This window comes from Neisseria sp. Dent CA1/247 (assembly GCF_022870825.1).
In the GTDB taxonomy this organism is placed as follows: domain Bacteria; phylum Pseudomonadota; class Gammaproteobacteria; order Burkholderiales; family Neisseriaceae; genus Neisseria; species Neisseria zoodegmatis.
This window is the reverse complement of record NZ_CP091522.1, coordinates 303,887-320,170: the sequence shown is the minus strand read 5'-3', so window position 1 is coordinate 320,170 and position 16,284 is coordinate 303,887. Positions and strand designations below refer to the sequence as shown.

Annotated in this window: 15 protein-coding genes and 4 tRNA genes; all 19 read right to left on the bottom strand. The window is 48.3% G+C overall.

Annotated elements, in window-relative coordinates; genetic code table 11:
* Window positions 1–43: 43 nt before the first annotated feature.
* Window positions 44–4,222, bottom strand: coding sequence for a DNA-directed RNA polymerase subunit beta (gene rpoB, locus LVJ85_RS01485; protein WP_244740835.1), 4,179 nt, complete (start codon window positions 4,220–4,222; stop codon window positions 44–46).
* Window positions 4,223–4,457: 235 nt separating this feature from the next.
* Window positions 4,458–4,829, bottom strand: a complete 372-nt coding sequence (rplL, locus tag LVJ85_RS01480; protein WP_054599430.1) for a 50S ribosomal protein L7/L12 — start codon at window positions 4,827–4,829, stop codon at window positions 4,458–4,460.
* 50 nt (window positions 4,830–4,879) lie between these two features.
* Window positions 4,880–5,380 (bottom strand): 50S ribosomal protein L10, encoded by a 501-nt coding sequence (rplJ, locus tag LVJ85_RS01475; RefSeq protein ID WP_085364551.1) that lies wholly within the window; start codon window positions 5,378–5,380, stop codon window positions 4,880–4,882.
* Between the two features lie 255 nt (window positions 5,381–5,635).
* Window positions 5,636–6,328, bottom strand: coding sequence for a 50S ribosomal protein L1 (gene rplA / locus LVJ85_RS01470; RefSeq protein WP_244740832.1), 693 nt, complete (start codon window positions 6,326–6,328; stop codon window positions 5,636–5,638).
* A gap of 1 nt (window position 6,329) precedes the next feature.
* Entirely contained in the window at window positions 6,330–6,761 is a 432-nt protein-coding gene (rplK, locus tag LVJ85_RS01465; RefSeq protein ID WP_054599427.1) for a 50S ribosomal protein L11, read from the bottom strand.
* 144 nt (window positions 6,762–6,905) lie between these two features.
* Window positions 6,906–7,442: a transcription termination/antitermination protein NusG gene (gene nusG, locus LVJ85_RS01460; protein ID WP_085360684.1), complete on the bottom strand. Its 537-nt coding sequence runs from the start codon at window positions 7,440–7,442 to the stop codon at window positions 6,906–6,908.
* A gap of 2 nt (window positions 7,443–7,444) precedes the next feature.
* Window positions 7,445–7,726 (bottom strand): preprotein translocase subunit SecE, encoded by a 282-nt coding sequence (secE, locus tag LVJ85_RS01455; protein WP_085360700.1) that lies wholly within the window; start codon window positions 7,724–7,726, stop codon window positions 7,445–7,447.
* Between the two features lie 304 nt (window positions 7,727–8,030).
* A tRNA-Trp gene (locus tag LVJ85_RS01450) sits at window positions 8,031–8,106 on the bottom strand.
* A gap of 6 nt (window positions 8,107–8,112) precedes the next feature.
* Window positions 8,113–9,297 (bottom strand): elongation factor Tu, encoded by a 1,185-nt coding sequence (tuf, locus tag LVJ85_RS01445; RefSeq protein ID WP_085360686.1) that lies wholly within the window; start codon window positions 9,295–9,297, stop codon window positions 8,113–8,115.
* Window positions 9,298–9,342: 45 nt separating this feature from the next.
* Window positions 9,343–9,417, bottom strand: a tRNA-Thr gene (locus LVJ85_RS01440).
* Window positions 9,418–9,427: 10 nt separating this feature from the next.
* Window positions 9,428–9,501 (bottom strand) — tRNA-Gly (locus LVJ85_RS01435).
* A 42-nt stretch (window positions 9,502–9,543) separates the two neighbouring features.
* Window positions 9,544–9,627 (bottom strand) — tRNA-Tyr (locus tag LVJ85_RS01430).
* Window positions 9,628–9,761: 134 nt separating this feature from the next.
* A complete protein-coding gene (locus tag LVJ85_RS01425; RefSeq protein ID WP_244740828.1) occupies window positions 9,762–10,013 on the bottom strand; it encodes a YfhL family 4Fe-4S dicluster ferredoxin in 252 nt (83 codons plus the stop codon).
* A gap of 186 nt (window positions 10,014–10,199) precedes the next feature.
* Window positions 10,200–11,603 carry an OmpP1/FadL family transporter gene (locus LVJ85_RS01420; RefSeq protein ID WP_370686945.1) on the bottom strand — a complete coding sequence of 468 codons (1,404 nt, stop codon included), beginning with the start codon at window positions 11,601–11,603 and terminating at the stop codon, window positions 10,200–10,202.
* Between the two features lie 206 nt (window positions 11,604–11,809).
* Complete coding sequence (locus tag LVJ85_RS01415) at window positions 11,810–12,094, bottom strand: hypothetical protein (RefSeq protein WP_244740825.1); 285 nt, start codon at window positions 12,092–12,094, stop codon at window positions 11,810–11,812.
* Window positions 12,095–12,341: 247 nt separating this feature from the next.
* Complete coding sequence (locus LVJ85_RS01410) at window positions 12,342–13,763, bottom strand: deoxyribodipyrimidine photo-lyase (RefSeq protein WP_244740823.1); 1,422 nt, start codon at window positions 13,761–13,763, stop codon at window positions 12,342–12,344.
* 184 nt (window positions 13,764–13,947) lie between these two features.
* Window positions 13,948–14,745 carry a thiazole synthase gene (locus LVJ85_RS01405; RefSeq protein ID WP_244740821.1) on the bottom strand — a complete coding sequence of 266 codons (798 nt, stop codon included), beginning with the start codon at window positions 14,743–14,745 and terminating at the stop codon, window positions 13,948–13,950.
* A gap of 137 nt (window positions 14,746–14,882) precedes the next feature.
* Window positions 14,883–15,080: a sulfur carrier protein ThiS gene (gene thiS, locus LVJ85_RS01400; RefSeq protein WP_244740819.1), complete on the bottom strand. Its 198-nt coding sequence runs from the start codon at window positions 15,078–15,080 to the stop codon at window positions 14,883–14,885.
* Window positions 15,067–16,218: an FAD-dependent oxidoreductase gene (locus LVJ85_RS01395; RefSeq protein WP_244740817.1), complete on the bottom strand. Its 1,152-nt coding sequence runs from the start codon at window positions 16,216–16,218 to the stop codon at window positions 15,067–15,069. The genes thiS and LVJ85_RS01395 overlap by 14 nt, the downstream gene beginning before the upstream one ends.
* Window positions 16,219–16,284: the final 66 nt, after the last annotated feature.

Sequence of the window (16,284 nt, the reverse complement as noted above, 5' to 3'; positions counted from 1 at the left end):
CGGCCTGTAACTGATGAGGCCGTCTGAAAACCTGTTCCGATATTTAGTAACGTTCCAGATCGATATCCAAGCCCAATGAGCGAATCTCTTTAACCAATACGTTGAAGGATTCGGGCATACCGGCATCGATTTTGTGTTCGCCTTTAACGATGTTTTCGTACATTTTGGTACGGCCGGCTACGTCATCCGACTTCACAGTCAGCATCTCTTGCAGCGTGTAGGCGGCACCGTAAGCTTCCAGTGCCCACACCTCCATCTCACCGAAACGTTGGCCACCGAATTGGGCTTTACCGCCCAGCGGTTGTTGGGTAACAAGGCTGTACGGACCGGTAGAACGGGCGTGCATTTTCTCGTCAACCAAGTGGTGCAGTTTCAAATAATGCATCACTCCGACGGTTACTTTGCGGTCAAACGGTTCACCTGAACGGCCGTCGTAAAGGGTGATTTGGGTTTTACTGTTGTTGAAGCCGAGTTTTTCTACTTCAGGATCGTCGCTCGGGTAAGCCAAGTCGAGCATCTCGTAGATTTCGTTTTCTTTAGCACCGTCGAATACCGGCGAGGCGAATGTGGCTCCGCGTTTCAGATTCTCAGCCAAGGCTAAAATTTCTTCATCGCTCAGCTCGTCCAGATTTTCCTGCTTACCGCTGTTGTTATAGAGTTTATTCAGGAACTCACGGATTTCGCCTACTTTACGCTGCTCGGCCAACATGCGGTCGATGCGCTCACCAATACCTTTTGCTGCCCAGCCCAAGTGAACCTCAAGAATCTGTCCGATATTCATACGGGACGGTACACCCAGCGGGTTCAGAACGATATCGACGGGGCGGCCGTCTGCCATATAAGGCATGTCTTCCACCGGCAGAATGCGCGATACCACACCTTTGTTACCGTGGCGGCCGGCCATTTTGTCACCGGCTTGCAGGCGGCGTTTGATGGCGATAAATACTTTTACCATCTTCTGAACGCCCGGCTGCAGTTCATCACCTTGTGTCAGTTTTTTCTTCTTCACTTCATATAAGGCATCAGCTTCTTCGCGTTTTTGTTGCAAGCTGACTTTGATCAGCTCCATTTGCTTAGCCAGCGATTCATCAGCCAAACGGATATCAAACCAATCGTGCTTGCTCGGCAAAGATGCCAGATATTCGGCAGTAATTTCACTGCCTTTAGCCAACTTCATTGGGCCGCCATTGGCTTTTTGGCCGACAATCATGCGCTCGATACGGCTGAATGCGTCGTTATCAAAAATACGCAACTGGTCGCCCAAATCTTGGCGGTAACGTTTCAGCTCTGAATCAATAATCGATTGTGCACGTTTATCGCGTTGGATACCTTCGCGGGTAAATACCTGTACGTCGATTACGGTACCGCTCATGCCGGTAGGCATACGCAATGAAGTGTCTTTCACGTCCGACGCTTTTTCACCGAAAATGGCACGCAGCAGTTTTTCTTCCGGTGTCAGTTGGGTTTCGCCTTTAGGCGTTACTTTACCTACCAAAACATCGCCGGCTTCAACTTCCGCACCGATATAAACGATACCGGATTCGTCCAAACGGTTTTGCATGCGCTCGGATAAGTTCGGAATATCGCGGGTAATGTCTTCCGCGCCCAATTTGGTATCACGTGCCACTACATTCAATTCTTCGATATGGATAGAAGTGTAGCGGTCATCGGCTGCCACTTTTTCAGAAATCAGAATCGAATCTTCGTAGTTGTAACCGTTCCACGGCATGAAAGCGATGGTCATGTTTTGACCCAAGGCCAATTCGCCTAAATCGGTAGAAGCGCCATCCGCCACTACATCGCCGCGTTGCAGTACATCACCGGCTTTCACGACAGGACGTTGGTTGATATTGGTTGATTGGTTTGAGCGGGTAAATTTCACCAAGTTGTAAATATCCACACCCACTTCACCGGCAGTCGCTTCATCATCGTGCACGCGAACAACGATACGGTTAGCATCTACATATTCCACAACACCACCGCGACGGGCAACGATTGCAGTAGCAGAGTCTACGGCTACCGAACGCTCAATACCGGTACCTACCATCGGTTTTTCAGGGCGCAAGCAGGGCACTGCTTGACGTTGCATGTTGGCACCCATCAAGGCACGGTTCGCATCGTCATGCTCCAAGAAAGGAATCAGTGATGCGGCCACAGAAACCACTTGACCTGTCGCTACGTCCATGTATTGCACACGGTCGGCAGTTGCCATGATGGTTTCGCCCTTCTCACGACAGGTAATCAAGTCACCGGTCAAGCGGCCGTCTGAATCCAATTCGGCGTTTGCCTGTGCAATCACATAGCGACCTTCTTCGATAGCAGACAAATAATCGATTTCATCGGTTACCTTGCCATCCACCACTCGGCGGTATGGGGTTTCTAAGAAACCGTATTCATTGGTGCGTGCGTAAACAGACAATGAGTTAATCAAACCAATGTTCGGACCCTCAGGTGTTTCAATCGGACACACACGACCATAGTGAGTCGGGTGTACGTCGCGCACCTCAAAGCCTGCACGTTCACGTGTCAAACCACCCGGACCTAAAGCAGACACACGACGCTTGTGGGTAATTTCCGACAGCGGGTTGGTCTGATCCATAAATTGGCTCAACTGACTGGAACCGAAAAACTCTTTAATTGCGGCAGAAACCGGCTTGGCATTAATCAAATCATGAGGCATCAGATTTTCAGATTCCGCCTGATTCAAACGCTCTTTCACCGCCCGCTCAACACGAGCCAAGCCGCTGCGGAACTGGTTCTCCACCAATTCGCCCACCGAACGCACACGACGGTTACCCAAATGGTCGATGTCGTCCACTTCGCCATGACCATTGCGCAATTCAACCAAAGTGGCAATAGAAGCAACAATATCTTCCACGCTTAATACAAAACCGCCTTTTTCAGCCGCACCGGCAAAAGTTTGGTTCAATAAGCGTCCGTACCATGATTCAGCTTGAACATCGCTTAATTTTTGTTCATAAGTACGTGTATTGAATTTCATACGGCCTACACGTGACAAATCGTAGCTGTCTTCATTGAAGAACAAGCGATTGAACAGCAACTCCACAGCTTCTTCAGTAGGAGGTTCGCCCGGGCGCATCATACGGTAAATAGCCACTCGCGCAGCCTGCTGGTCGGCAGTTTCATCCGTACGCAGAGTGTTGGAAATATAGCCACCCTGATCTAATTCGTTGATATACAGGGTTTCTACTTTTTCAACACCGTGAATATCAAGTTTAGCCAGCAACTCTTCGGTAACCTCTTCGTTGGCGGTCGCCAACACTTCACCGGTATCAGGAACGATCAAGTCTCTAGCCAAAACTTTGCCTAACAAAGTTTCAGGGTCAACATCCAAGCGGGTTAAACCTGCATTGCTGATATCGCGGATATTCTTAGCCGTAATGCGCTTGCCTTTCGCAACCAATACATTACCTTCTTTATCTACAATATCGAGCTTCGCAGTCTCCCCTTTCAGACGGCCTGCAATTAAATCTGTTTGAACGCCATCTTTCGAAAGATAGAACGTTTCTTTATCATAGAAGGTATCCAAAATCTTTTCGTTATCATATCCCAAAGCTTTCAATAGGATAGATACGGGCATCTTACGACGACGGTCAATACGGAAATACAATAAGTCTTTAGGGTCAAACTCAAAGTCAAGCCAAGATCCACGGTAAGGAATGATTCGAGCTGAGAATAACAATTTGCCGGATGAATGCGTTTTACCGCGGTCATGTTCGAAGAAAACACCGGGAGAACGGTGTAATTGAGACACAATCACACGCTCAGTACCATTAATGACGAATGATCCGCTCGGTGTCATCAATGGAATTTCACCCATATATACTTCGTTTTCACGAACTTCTTTTACCGTAGGCTTGGAAGACTCTTTATCCAGTATGACCAAACGGATACGTGCACGCAAAGGAGAAGCGTATGTAATACCACGAAGTTGACACTCAGGAATATCAAACAATGGTTCACCCAAAACATAGTGAACAAACTCTAAGCGAGCATAACCATTGTGACTCACAATCGGGAAAATAGAATTAAAAGCAGCTTGAAGACCCTCGTCATTACGCTGATCAAAAGGCTTGCCTAACTGTAAAAATTTAGAATAAGAATCCAATTGAGTTGCCAAGAGAAACGGCACATCCAATACGTTGGCACGTTTAGCAAAACTCTTACGGATACGTTTTTTCTCGGTAAAAGAATAACTCATAAAAGAGACTCCAAGGTAGGGAGATTATTGTGTAAAACAAAAAATTTGATATTTAATGTGAAAGTGAAACAACAAAACAAATGTATTTTGATCAAACCAGAAACAGATTAAATATTTACATTTATTAACTATTTATAAATTTTTAATTGAAAATATACGTAAATATTCAAAATTAGGTTACAAATAAGCAAAACAAGGCTGGCAGAAAACTGCCAGCCTTTTCTTTAAAATGGAATTATTTGATTTCGACTTTAGCTCCGGCTTCTTCCAATTGTTTTTGGATATCTTCAGCTTCAGCTTTAGAAACGCCTTCTTTAACAGTCTTAGGTGCGCCGTCAACCATATCTTTAGCTTCTTTCAAGCCCAAGCCGGTAATAGCGCGAACAACTTTAATTACACCTACTTTTTGATCACCGGCAGAAGCCAAGATTACATCAAATTCAGTTTTCTCTTCAGCTGCAGCCGCACCACCCGCTGCAGGACCAGCAACAGCAACAGCTGCTGCAGAAACGCCGAATTTTTCTTCAAATGCTTTAACCAGGTCATTCAATTCCATAACGGTCAAAGAACCAACTGCTTCTAAGATATCTTCTTTAGTAATAGCCATGCTATTTAAACTCCAAATATTGTATTAAAAATTAACAGAAACAAAATCGATTAAGCGGCTTCTTCAGTTGCGTTTTTTTCAGCCAAGGCAGCCAACGCACGGGCAAAGCCAGATACAGGCGCTTGCATAACGAAGAGCAATTTAGACAGCAACTCTTCACGGCTCGGAATAGATGCCAGCTCACTTACTTGAGCAACATCTAAAACACTACCGTTATAAGAACCGGCCTTAACAATAATTTTGTCATCTTTTTTCGCGAATTGATGCAGTACTTTAGCAGCAGCAACAGGATCTTCAGAAGCAGCATACACCAAAGGTCCAACCATTTGGTCAGCCAGTGCAGCAAATGAAGTTCCTTCTACTGCACGACGAGCCAATGTGTTTTTCAGAACGCGCAAATATACGCCTTCTTTACGAGCATTAGCACGAAGTTCAGTCATACTGGCAACACTGATTCCACGATATTCAGCAACAACCATAGTTTGAGCATTGGCAATAGCTTTGCTAATCTCTTCTACTGTTGCTTTCTTGGTTTCAATATTGAGACTCAAGGTCTACCTCCCACTGTTAAACAAAGAAATACTTACGTATTCCACCAGCGCGGCAACCTAAAAAGATATTAATCACGAAACGGTTGATTATGATTATTCAATTCAGGACTACCGTCTGCGTAGGGCAATTACGATTAAATCTTACGATCCCTACGGTCTTGGACATCTACTTAAAATTAAGTAGCCCAAATTCAGATGGCCATACTTACCATGAAAATAAAGTATGTATAGTCATCCAAAAATTTTGCTTAAGTATTAATTCACGCTTGAAGTATCAACGCGTACACCCAAACCCATAGTGCTTGATACAGCTACTTTTTTAAGGTATTGACCCTTAGCTGCAGCAGGTTTAGCCTTAACAATCGCATCCAACAGCGCATTGAAGTTTTCACGCAAATCAGCTTCTGCAAATGAAGCTCTGCCAATAGTAGCATGCACAATACCAGCTTTATCTGTACGATATTGAACTTGACCTGCCTTGGCATTCGTAACAGCTTCAGCAACATTTGGAGTAACTGTGCCTACTTTGGGGTTAGGCATTAAACCGCGCGGACCCAAAATAGTACCTAACTGACCAACGATACGCATTGCATCAGGAGAAGCGATTACAACATCAAAATTCAAATTGCCTTTTTTCACTTCATCTGCCAAATCTTCAAAGCCAACAACATCTGCACCTGCAGCTTTAGCAGCTTCGGCATTCGCACCTTGCGTAAATACAGCAACACGGGTTGTTTTACCCGTGCCTTTAGGCAATACAACTGAACCACGAATCACCTGATCTGATTTACGAGGATCTACACCAAGGTTAAACGAAACATCCACTGATTCATCAAATTTGGCAGTTGCTGCTTTTTTTACCAACGCAATAGCATCATCAATAGAATATAATTTATTTGCTTCTACAGAAGAACGCAGTTCTTTTAAACGCTTAGAAATTTTAGCCATTTTACGCACCCTCCACATCTAAACCCATAGAACGGGCAGAACCAGCAATAGTGCGCACAGCCGCATCTAAATCAGCCGCAGTCAAATCAGGTTCTTTTGTTTTTGCAATCTCTTCCAATTGAGCACGAGTAATTTTACCCACTTTATTGGTTAACGGGTTAGAACTACCCTTCTGCAAACCAGCAGCTTTTTTCAAAAGAATAGAAGCAGGAGGAGTTTTCATCACAAAAGTGAATGATTTATCAGCAAACGCTGTAATCACAACAGGAATGGGCAGACCCGGCTCCATAGATTGCGTCGCAGCATTAAATGCTTTACAAAACTCCATAATATTCAAACCACGTTGACCCAACGCAGGACCAACAGGAGGAGAAGGGTTGGCTTTACCTGCAGGAATCTGCAGCTTAATGTAGCCTACAATTTTTTTTGCCACTTATAATTACTCCTAACAAAACGGGTATAACGCGAAAATAAATAATCGCTCCCCAAAAAAAGAGAGCGATTATTATAATTTAACCAATAAAAAACTTCAACTAAATCTTTATATCTAAGTTACTTAAGTTGGAATTAAATCAATTTATAAGATCTTCTCTACTTGGTTAAATTCAAGCTCAACCGGAGTTTCACGACCAAAAATCTGCACAGTTACTCTTAACTTATTTCGCTCATAATTAACTTCTTCAACAACTCCATTGAAGTCTGCAAATGGGCCTTCATTCACTCGTACCTGTTGGCCAACTTCAAATTCAACTTTGGGTTTGGGCTTTTCTACGCCTGACTGAACTTGTTGCAAAATAGCATCAACTTCTTTTTGAGAAATAGGCATAGGTTTATTAGCCGTACCACCAATAAAACCTGAAACTCTTGGTGTACTTTTTACCAAATGCCAAGAATCATCAGTCATTTCCATTTCAATCAGCACATATCCAGGAAAAAACTTACGCTCACTGATTGTTTTTCGACCATTCTTAACATCAACGACCTCTTCGACAGGCACTAGGATTTTTCCAAAATAATCATCCATTCCCTCTCGACTGATACGTTCTTTCAAGGTTTTTTGTACATTCTTCTCAAAGCCGGAATAAGCCTGCACTACATACCAACGTTTCGACATCTTTATCCCCTCTTCAGCAATAAATCAAAAAACAACCAAGAAATCAAACTATCTACCGCATAAATGAATAACGACAATATAGCCACAAAAACAACTACAAAAACTGTCATTCTAGTAGCATCTTTCCTCGGAGGCCAAACAACTTTTTTAAATTCTGTTACAGACTCTCGAATATAAGTAATTAGTCGTTTACCAAAATCACACCAGTAGAAAACTACTAACAACCCCAACAACAAACCAACAACAGGGAATATTAGTCTTACATAGATGGATAAATGCAGCATATTATAAAACAGCCACATACCACAAGAAGCCAATAGAACGGCAATAAGCAACTTAAACCAATCTGCACCTTTAAAAGCAGAGTTATCTTTATGCTCAGACAACTTTCCTTCCATTCGGCTAAAGTGTTCTTTTTTATCTTCCGCCATCTTTTATCCAATATTAAACATAAATTTAGAACCCACTTTTAAACAGAGCTTTGATTCTTTTTAAGTCAAAAAGAAGAATATTTTTAGTAAAGTGCATTTACAAACTTTACAGATAGTAAAAAAATTAACCGGCACTTAGGCCGGTTAATTTTTTTATTGGCAGGCCAGGAGGGTCTCGAACCCCCAACCCTCGGTTTTGGAGACCGATACTCTACCAATTGAGCTACTGGCCTCTAATATTAAGCGATGATAGAAGATACTACGCCAGCACCTACAGTACGGCCGCCTTCGCGAATCGCAAAACGCAAACCTTCTTCCATAGCAATCGGAGCAATCAATTCTACAGTAATGGTCACATTCTCACCGGGCATTACCATCTCAACGCCTTCTTCCAAAGTTACCGCACCGGTAACGTCGGTAGTACGGAAGTAGAATTGAGGACGGTAGTTAGCGAAGAACGGAGTATGACGACCACCCTCTTCTTTGCTCAATACGTACACTTCAGCTTTAAACTTGGTGTGCGGAGTGATAGAGCCGGGTTTAGCCAATACTTGACCACGCTCAACGTCTTCACGTTTGGTACCGCGCAACAGTACGCCAACGTTATCACCGGCTTGACCTTGATCCAGCAATTTGCGGAACATCTCAACACCGGTACAAGTGGTTTTTTGAGTCTCTTTCAGACCTACGATTTCAATCTCGTCACCTACGTTGATAATACCGCGCTCTACACGACCGGTTACTACGGTACCGCGGCCTGAAATAGAGAATACGTCTTCAATCGGCAACAAGAAAGGTTTGTCAACTGCACGCTCAGGAGTCGGGATGTAGCTGTCCAAAGCAGCAGCCAATTCAAAGATTTTTTCTTTGTAAGCTGCATCGCCTTCCAAGGCACGCAAAGCAGAACCTTGAACGATCGGGCAGTCATCACCGGGGAAGTCGTAGCTGCTCAGCAGATCACGGATTTCCATTTCTACCAATTCCAGCAGCTCTGCATCGTCAACCATATCGCATTTGTTCATGAATACGATGATGTAGGGTACACCTACTTGGCGAGCCAACAGGATGTGCTCGCGGGTTTGCGGCATAGGACCGTCAGCAGCAGAACATACCAAAATAGCGCCGTCCATTTGGGCAGCACCGGTAATCATGTTTTTAACGTAGTCGGCGTGCCCCGGGCAGTCTACGTGTGCGTAGTGACGGGTTTCGGTTTCGTATTCTACGTGAGAAGTATTAATGGTAATACCGCGGGCTTTTTCTTCCGGGGCATTGTCGATTTGATCGTAACCTTTAGCCTGACCGCCGAATTTTTCAGCCAAAATAGTGGTCAATGCAGCAGTCAAAGTGGTTTTACCATGGTCAACGTGACCGATGGTGCCAACGTTTACGTGCGGTTTGCTCCGCTCGAATTTCTCTTTAGCCATGGCAATTTCCTATTCCTAAGCTTTAAGTTTGGGTAAATTTAGTGATGGTGCCCATGGGCAGAATTGAACTGCCGACCTCTCCCTTACCAAGGGAGTGCTCTACCCCTGAGCTACATGGGCTGAATTATTTTGGAGCGGGTGAAGGGAATCGAACCCTCACCGTAAGCTTGGAAGGCTTCTGCTCTACCATTGAGCTACACCCGCTTACTTACATGCTTTTCTCTGCTCCAATTTTGATTGGATTTTTGGTGGAGGGAGAAGGATTCGAACCTTCGAAGCTTTCGCAACAGATTTACAGTCTGCCCCCTTTGACCGCTCGGGAATCCCTCCTAAAGAGAAACGCAATATTAGACAGTTATTTTTTTGCCGTCAAGTGCGTTTTTTATTTTTTTGCAGCTGAAAAGTTAGCATATTAATTTTAAATAGTTTTATTTTATGCCATCTTTGGTTTGATTTGAGTCGGATTACTTTTGTGCAATAATCCGCTCGTATTTGGCTTGCAATTCTTCTTGCGTTTCGGGATTTTCTTCATCAATCAGAATACAGTCTACCGGGCACACTTGCTGACATTGCGGCTCGTCATAATGGCCGACACATTGCGTGCACAGGCTGGGGTTGATTTCGTAAATCTCATCGCCTTGTGAAATGGCGTCATTGGGGCACTCGGGCTCGCAAACGTCACAGTTAATGCACTCATCTGTAATAAAGAGCGACATTTTCTTTCCTTTTATATAAATATTTATTCAAAACCGGGCTGGGATTATATCACAAACTTTTTTACGGTCATGAACTTACTGATATTTCAATAAATGTGTTCAGGCCGTCTGAATATTTTCAGACGGCCTGAACATCATGAAAAAGACTCATGCTTTTTCACAAGTATAAGCCATTCAATGCGGCAATTAGAATTTGTAGGTATATTGCAGACCTACGATATTACCGTGGCTCTTATAGTTTGCAGAAGATGAAACATTGCTGTCGATGGTGGTTACTTCTGCATTGGAACCTTTAGCCTGAACAACGGCTTTGGCTTTTTGGATGTGGATGTAGCTATAAGCAGCATTGATAGTGTGCTGTTTGCCCAAGTCGTATTTCATACCGACTGAGTACCAAATGCGGTTGTTGTCGGGCATGGTCACCAAGCGCTCTTCTGCTCTGCGTACGGGCGATTGGTCATACGCCACACCGAAACGCAGCTGCAACGGATCTTTAACTTGATAAGACGCACCTACTGCAACTTTATAGGTATCACGCCAATTCGGTGTGATCACGGTTTGGTTGGATGTTTTTCCGCTGGCCGTGAGCTTTTCGTTTTCAAATTTCAGCTCTGCGCGGTTGAAACGCGAGTGTCGCGTCCAAGTGACATCGCCAAACACATCCCAGCGGGGTGACACTTGATACATGCCGTGTACGGAAAGTGATTCGGGTGTCGTTACTTTCAGGCTGGCTTTTTCATGCGGCACATAACCCAAGCCGCCTTCTTTGATCGGCTTACCGATATTGGCTGCATAAATTCCTTTGGCCATCGCGCCGTCTGCTTGCCAATCAGCTGTACCTTTCAGATTGTGTTTAACGCGTGAGCGGTAATTTACGCCGACGCGGGCGCGGTCGTTAATGCCCCACATCCAAGCCAAGTGGTAACCCAAGCCCCAGTCTTTACCTTTCACTTCGGCATGGCCGTCGAGCAAACCTAAGCCTGCCGGATCTGCAAGAGGTCGTTTTGATGAACCCCAGTCTGCATATTTACGCAAGCCGGCGGTGCTGTATTGTGCAACCACACCTGCGGCCACCGAATGCTGTTCGTTCACTTTGTACGCCACAACCGGCTCAACAGCGATACTGGTCAGCTCGGTTTTATTCAGGTTGTAGCGCAACACGGATTTTTTGTCGTACTCGGTTTCCGAACCGAAAGGCACATAAATGCCCAAACCTGCTGTGAAGTTGTCGTTGATTTTATAAGCGCCGTACACATGGGGGGCAAGCACCACATCGGGAGTGATTTTTCCGCTGGTAGTGCCGACGGCAACTTTTTGGCCTTTGTTGTAAACGGCTTGGCCTTCGCTGTATTTCACGCTGGGCGCAACCACGTTTACCGACGCCGAAATTTCATGGCTGTCGAGTTTGCTCAAACCTGCGGGGTTGTAAAACAGGGTGGAAGCATCGGCGGCCTCGGCAGCGGAAGAGTTGGCGGTGCTTTGTGCGGAAACGGACTGCGTGCCGAAGTGATATCCGGATGCTTGAGCGGCAAATGCAGCCAGCGCAGCGTACATAGCCAAAGAAAAACGATGTAGTGAGTATTTCATAATCTTGAAGTTATATTTAAGGTGAAAATGATAAAAGGCCGTCTGAAAACAGCCGTATATGATGGAACATTCATTCTGCCCGCAAGAAAATCCGGGCTGTCTGCCATCTAGTGTAGAGACTCAATTCTATAACAATATTTTGCACTTCATGTGATATTTTTTCATTTCACCGCCAAACACCGCTCAAAACACCGGTTTTGCCAACATTTTCAGACGGCCTGTTGCCCTATTTTGGCCATCCACGCCAACGGAAAGCCGATTTGCCACAACATCAGCAGCAAACCTTGAATCACGATGGCGCTGTCGCGTTGGCGTAAGGCAAGCACTACGGCGGCGATGGCAACCAGCGCACCTAAAAACAACAATATCACGGCGGCAAAGGCGGCGACGCTCTCGGCGGAAGCATACCGCCACAGCAGCAAAGTGCCGACAACGGCAGTAAAAACCGCCAATCCGCGGTACGGCTGGGGCGTGACCAAATAAGGGGCAGACATGTCGTATCCTTTCTTCAATCGCTTATATCAAAATCGGAAATCACTATATCAGCTTGAAAAATTTGCTAAAACTACCGCCGCTATTCATGCAGCAACAGAGTACCGACAGGTCTTTATATCAGTTCGGATAAAAGCCAAAGTAATCTTTAAAGGCTTGAGGCCGTCTGAACATTTTTAGCGAAACTCACAGCCCGCTTTCAGACGGCCTCAAGCACCTCGCAGCCATAAGCTGCTTAGCCTAATCTATTCATTCAGTTTGATCATTGCGCTTGAACAACGCCAACGCTTTTTCACGCTGCTCGGCGTGATTGACCATCGGTTCGGGGTATCCGTGGGTGTCGATGCTTTCGCGCGCCAGCCACGGTGCGTGGACGACGTCTTTGCCCAAATGCGCCAGTTCCGGCACATAGCGGCGGATAAACTGCCCGTCCGGATCGAATTTCTGCGATTGCAATATCGGGTTGAAAATACGGAAATACGGCTGGGCATCGCAGCCTGTGCCGGCAGACCACTGCCAGCCGCCGTTATTGGCCGCCAAGTCGTAATCAATCAATTGCTCGGCGAACCATGCTTCGCCCCAGCGCCAGTCGATCAGTAAATCTTTAACCAGAAAACCGGCCGTAATCATGCGCAGGCGGTTGTGCATCCAGCCGCTGCTTTTAAGCTGGCGCATGGCGGCGTCGATAATCGGGTAGCCGGTCTGCCCTGCTTTCCAGCGTTCAAACCATTCTTGCTGGTTTTCCCAAACGATGGAACGGTATTCCTGCCGGAAACTTTCTTCTGCCGCATTCGGATGATGAAACAGCACCTGCTTGAAAAATTCGCGCCAAATCAACTCGTTCAACCATACATTCGCGCCTTCGTTGTCGGCCTGCTTGGCCAGAAACACCAAATGGCGCGGCGACAGCATGCCGTGGCTCAGATATGGAGACAATCGGCTCGTGCCTTTCTGTGCGGGGAAATCGCGGGCGAGATGATAATTGCCGATGTGTTCGAGAAAGCGGCCGAGCTGTTTTTGCGCGGCGTCTTCTCCGCCTGCAAACATGGTGGCTTGGTGAGTGAACCCGATTTCTTCGGGCGCAGGCATACGGGGAGGGCGGCAAGCGGCGTCGGGCAGCGCAGCCTGCAAAGCGGCTAAAGCGGCCCAATCGTCGGCGGGCTGCCAGTGCCCGAAACAGCGTGAATAGGTTTGCTGCCACGCGGTTTTATAAGGCGTAAACACGGTGTAGGGGCGGCCGTTGTGCGTCATCACGGCGGCTTTGGGCAGCACCACCTGATCGTCCACCCGCACCATTTCACGCCCTGCGGCATCAAGCGTGTGCCAGATGCGGTTGTCGCGTGCGGAGGCTTGGGGTTCGTCTTCGTCGGCACAGACCACGGCGGCGGCATGAAGCTCTTGCGCCAGCTTGGGAATCTCGATTTCCGCCTGCCCGTGCAACACATACAGCGGCACGTTTTTGGCTCTTAAGGCCGTCTGAAAAGCGACCACGCTGTCGTAGAGGAAACTTTGCCGACGGTGGTTTTGCTGCGTAGCGGGATTGGCACCGGTATCGAAGATATAAACACCGGCAACAGGCAGCCCGCGGCGGATGGCGGTTTGCAAAGCGGTATTGTCAAACAGGCGCAAATCGCGGCGGAACCAGATGAGCGTAATGGGTTGCACAGTCATAGGCCGTCTGAAACGCTGTGTGGGAGATGGAGGCATTGTAAAGGTTTTTGGGCGGCAACGGTAAGCCTGCACATCGGCAAAGCTTGCGTGACACGATGCGAAACGGCGGCATGATGTTGAATCGGCTTAATGTAACACGCGCCCTATTCCGGTTAAGCCGTCGAATAGGGCGCGTGTGCCGCGTTTAAACCGCCCCGCCGTAATTTTCGCTGTGCCAGAAAGGCTGGCCGACGGTGGGCGTACTGGCGCGGGTATGCTCCGAAGGCGGCATCGGCACGGCTTCATAGGCGTTGCGGCCTGCTTCGGTGGCCTGTGCGAATGCTTTGGCCATCTGAACGGGATTGCCGCTGCGTGAAACCGCGCTGTTCAGCAACACGCCGTCGAATCCCCACTCCATCACCTGCGCCGCGTGCGAAGGCAGCCCCAAACCGGCATCAACAATCAACGGCACATCGGGCAGCCTGTCGCGCAGCAGCCGCAATGCGTAGCCGTTAACCGCGCCCAAGCCCGTGCCGATTGGCGCCGCCCACGGCATCAACGCTTGGCAGCCCGCGTCGAGCAAACGGCGGCAGACAATCAAATCTTCGGTACAGTAAGGCAGCACTTTAAAGCCGTCGCGGATGAGGATGTCGGCGGCCTCCACCAACTGAAACACATCGGGCTGCAAGGTGTCGTCGTGGCCGATCAATTCGAGTTTGATCCAATCGGTATCAAACAATTCGCGCGCCATCTGTGCGGTGGTTACGGCTTCTTGAACGCTCAAACAGCCGGCCGTGTTCGGCAGCAACGGAATGCCGGACGCTTGCAGCAGCGCCCACAATTCGCCGCCGCTGTCGGAAGCGGGATTGTGGCGGCGCAGGGCAACGGTAATCATGGCCGGATCGGCAGCCGCCACAGCCTGATGCATGATGTCTAAAGAAGGATAAGCCGCCGTACCCAACAGCAGGCGGGAGGGGAAAGAATGTCCGTAAAGCGTGAGCATGGATGTTCCTCAAATATTTAGAGATGGCCGCGCTGTTGTTTTCAGACGGCCTGAATATAGATAGGCAAACGAGCGGGCAGCACACAACACATAAATGTGCCGCAGATGGGGGTTTGACAAGGGTCTCGGTTGATGATTCAGCCGCCGACCACGGGGCGCACGATGTCTAATTCATCGCCGTTGCACAGCTCGGTTTCGCCGTAACGCTGTTTCGGCACGAAAGTTTTGTTGACGGAAACGGCAAAAGGCGGCTGCGGCGGGTGTTGTGCGAGCCAATCGGCTACGGTGCGGCCTTCAAAACTTTGGTTTGCTCCGTTGATTTTAATGTTCGGCATGGGTAAAGACTTTCTGATCAGATGCTTCGTTTTGATGTTCCGAAGAGGCTGCTTGAGAATCGATAAGCGGTACATGGCTGTTTGGCGGCAAGTGTGAGCCGCCCAGCAAAGCCTTAACGTACTCGACCACCGATTCGGCTACGGCAGGAGAAATCATAAAACCGTGTCGGAACAAACCGTTCGCTTCCAGCAGGCGTTTGCCGGCATCGCAGCGGATTTCCGGCCTGCCGTGCGGAAGGGTCGGGCGCAAACCGACGGCGTTTTCGAGTATCCGCGCTTCGCCGAAAGCGGGATGAACCGCATACAGCGCGGAAAACAATTCCAAGCTGCTGCGTACCGACATCGGGCTGGCGTCTTCGCTGTCGATTTGGGTGGCGCCGACGACAAACAGGCCGTTTTCTTTCGGACACACATACAGCGGATAACGCGGATGCAGCAGGCGCACGGGGCGGTTGAGGCTGACTTCGGGCGCATAAACCCGCGCCACTTCGCCGCGCACGCCGCGCAAACGGCTGCCGTCTGCACCATTCCAAGCCTGCTTGGCACCGACGCCGCGGCAGTCGATGACCCATTCCGCTTCATCATACAGGGTGTGCGGTTCGGCGGGCATGTTCCAATGGCACACCGCTCCGGCCTGCGCCGCGGCTTCAGCCAATGCCGCCAGCACTTGGCGGTTATCAAGCTGCCCTTCGCCGTCAAGAAACAAAGCCTGCCGGAAACGCCCGGCCAACTGCGGTTCGGCGCGGGCAATATCCTCCGGCTGCCACCGTTGCGCCGGCTGCATGCCGCCGTGTGCCAGCTGAAGATGCTGCAAAAAGCGCGTACTCAAGGCAGCATCTTGCGGATGCCACACAATCAGACTGCCGTTTTGCCGGAAAAACACCTTGCTTGACCACCTGCCGACGTAATCGCGCCACAACGCTAAACTTTTCCGTCCCAAAGCCGTTACCGAAGGCTCGGCTTCTATCGATTCGGCCGCAGGCGCAAGCATGGCCGCCGCCACATACGCCGCGCTGCCCTCGCCTTGCGGAGAGGCGGCATCATAAAGCACGGTACGCACGCCCGATTCGGCCAAACGCCACGCCGTCAGCCGCCCGAGCAGCCCGCCGCCCAGCACCGCCGCTTGGTAGGTTTTCATCGTGTATTCCTTTCCGGCCGCCCGCTCATGCAGGCGGTTTTTATGCTTTGTTTCGTTGACTTGCCT

Bases quoted from the DNA above. Each gene is read 5' to 3' on its own strand.
- LVJ85_RS01395 (WP_244740817.1), bottom strand. From the start codon at position 16,218: ATGAAAACCTACCAAGCGGCGGTGCTGGGCGGCGGGCTGCTCGGGCGG.
- thiS (WP_244740819.1), bottom strand. From the start codon at position 15,080: ATGCCGAACATTAAAATCAACGGAGCAAACCAAAGTTTTGAAGGCCGC.
- rpoB (WP_244740835.1), bottom strand. From the start codon at position 4,222: ATGAGTTATTCTTTTACCGAGAAAAAACGTATCCGTAAGAGTTTTGCT.
- LVJ85_RS01425 (WP_244740828.1), bottom strand. From the start codon at position 10,013: ATGTCGCTCTTTATTACAGATGAGTGCATTAACTGTGACGTTTGCGAG.
- rplA (WP_244740832.1), bottom strand. From the start codon at position 6,328: ATGGCTAAAATTTCTAAGCGTTTAAAAGAACTGCGTTCTTCTGTAGAA.
- tuf (WP_085360686.1), bottom strand. From the start codon at position 9,297: ATGGCTAAAGAGAAATTCGAGCGGAGCAAACCGCACGTAAACGTTGGC.
- nusG (WP_085360684.1), bottom strand. From the start codon at position 7,442: ATGTCGAAACGTTGGTATGTAGTGCAGGCTTATTCCGGCTTTGAGAAG.
- secE (WP_085360700.1), bottom strand. From the start codon at position 7,726: ATGCTGCATTTATCCATCTATGTAAGACTAATATTCCCTGTTGTTGGT.
- rplL (WP_054599430.1), bottom strand. From the start codon at position 4,829: ATGGCTATTACTAAAGAAGATATCTTAGAAGCAGTTGGTTCTTTGACC.
- LVJ85_RS01410 (WP_244740823.1), bottom strand. From the start codon at position 13,763: ATGACTGTGCAACCCATTACGCTCATCTGGTTCCGCCGCGATTTGCGC.
- LVJ85_RS01415 (WP_244740825.1), bottom strand. From the start codon at position 12,094: ATGTCTGCCCCTTATTTGGTCACGCCCCAGCCGTACCGCGGATTGGCG.
- LVJ85_RS01405 (WP_244740821.1), bottom strand. From the start codon at position 14,745: ATGCTCACGCTTTACGGACATTCTTTCCCCTCCCGCCTGCTGTTGGGT.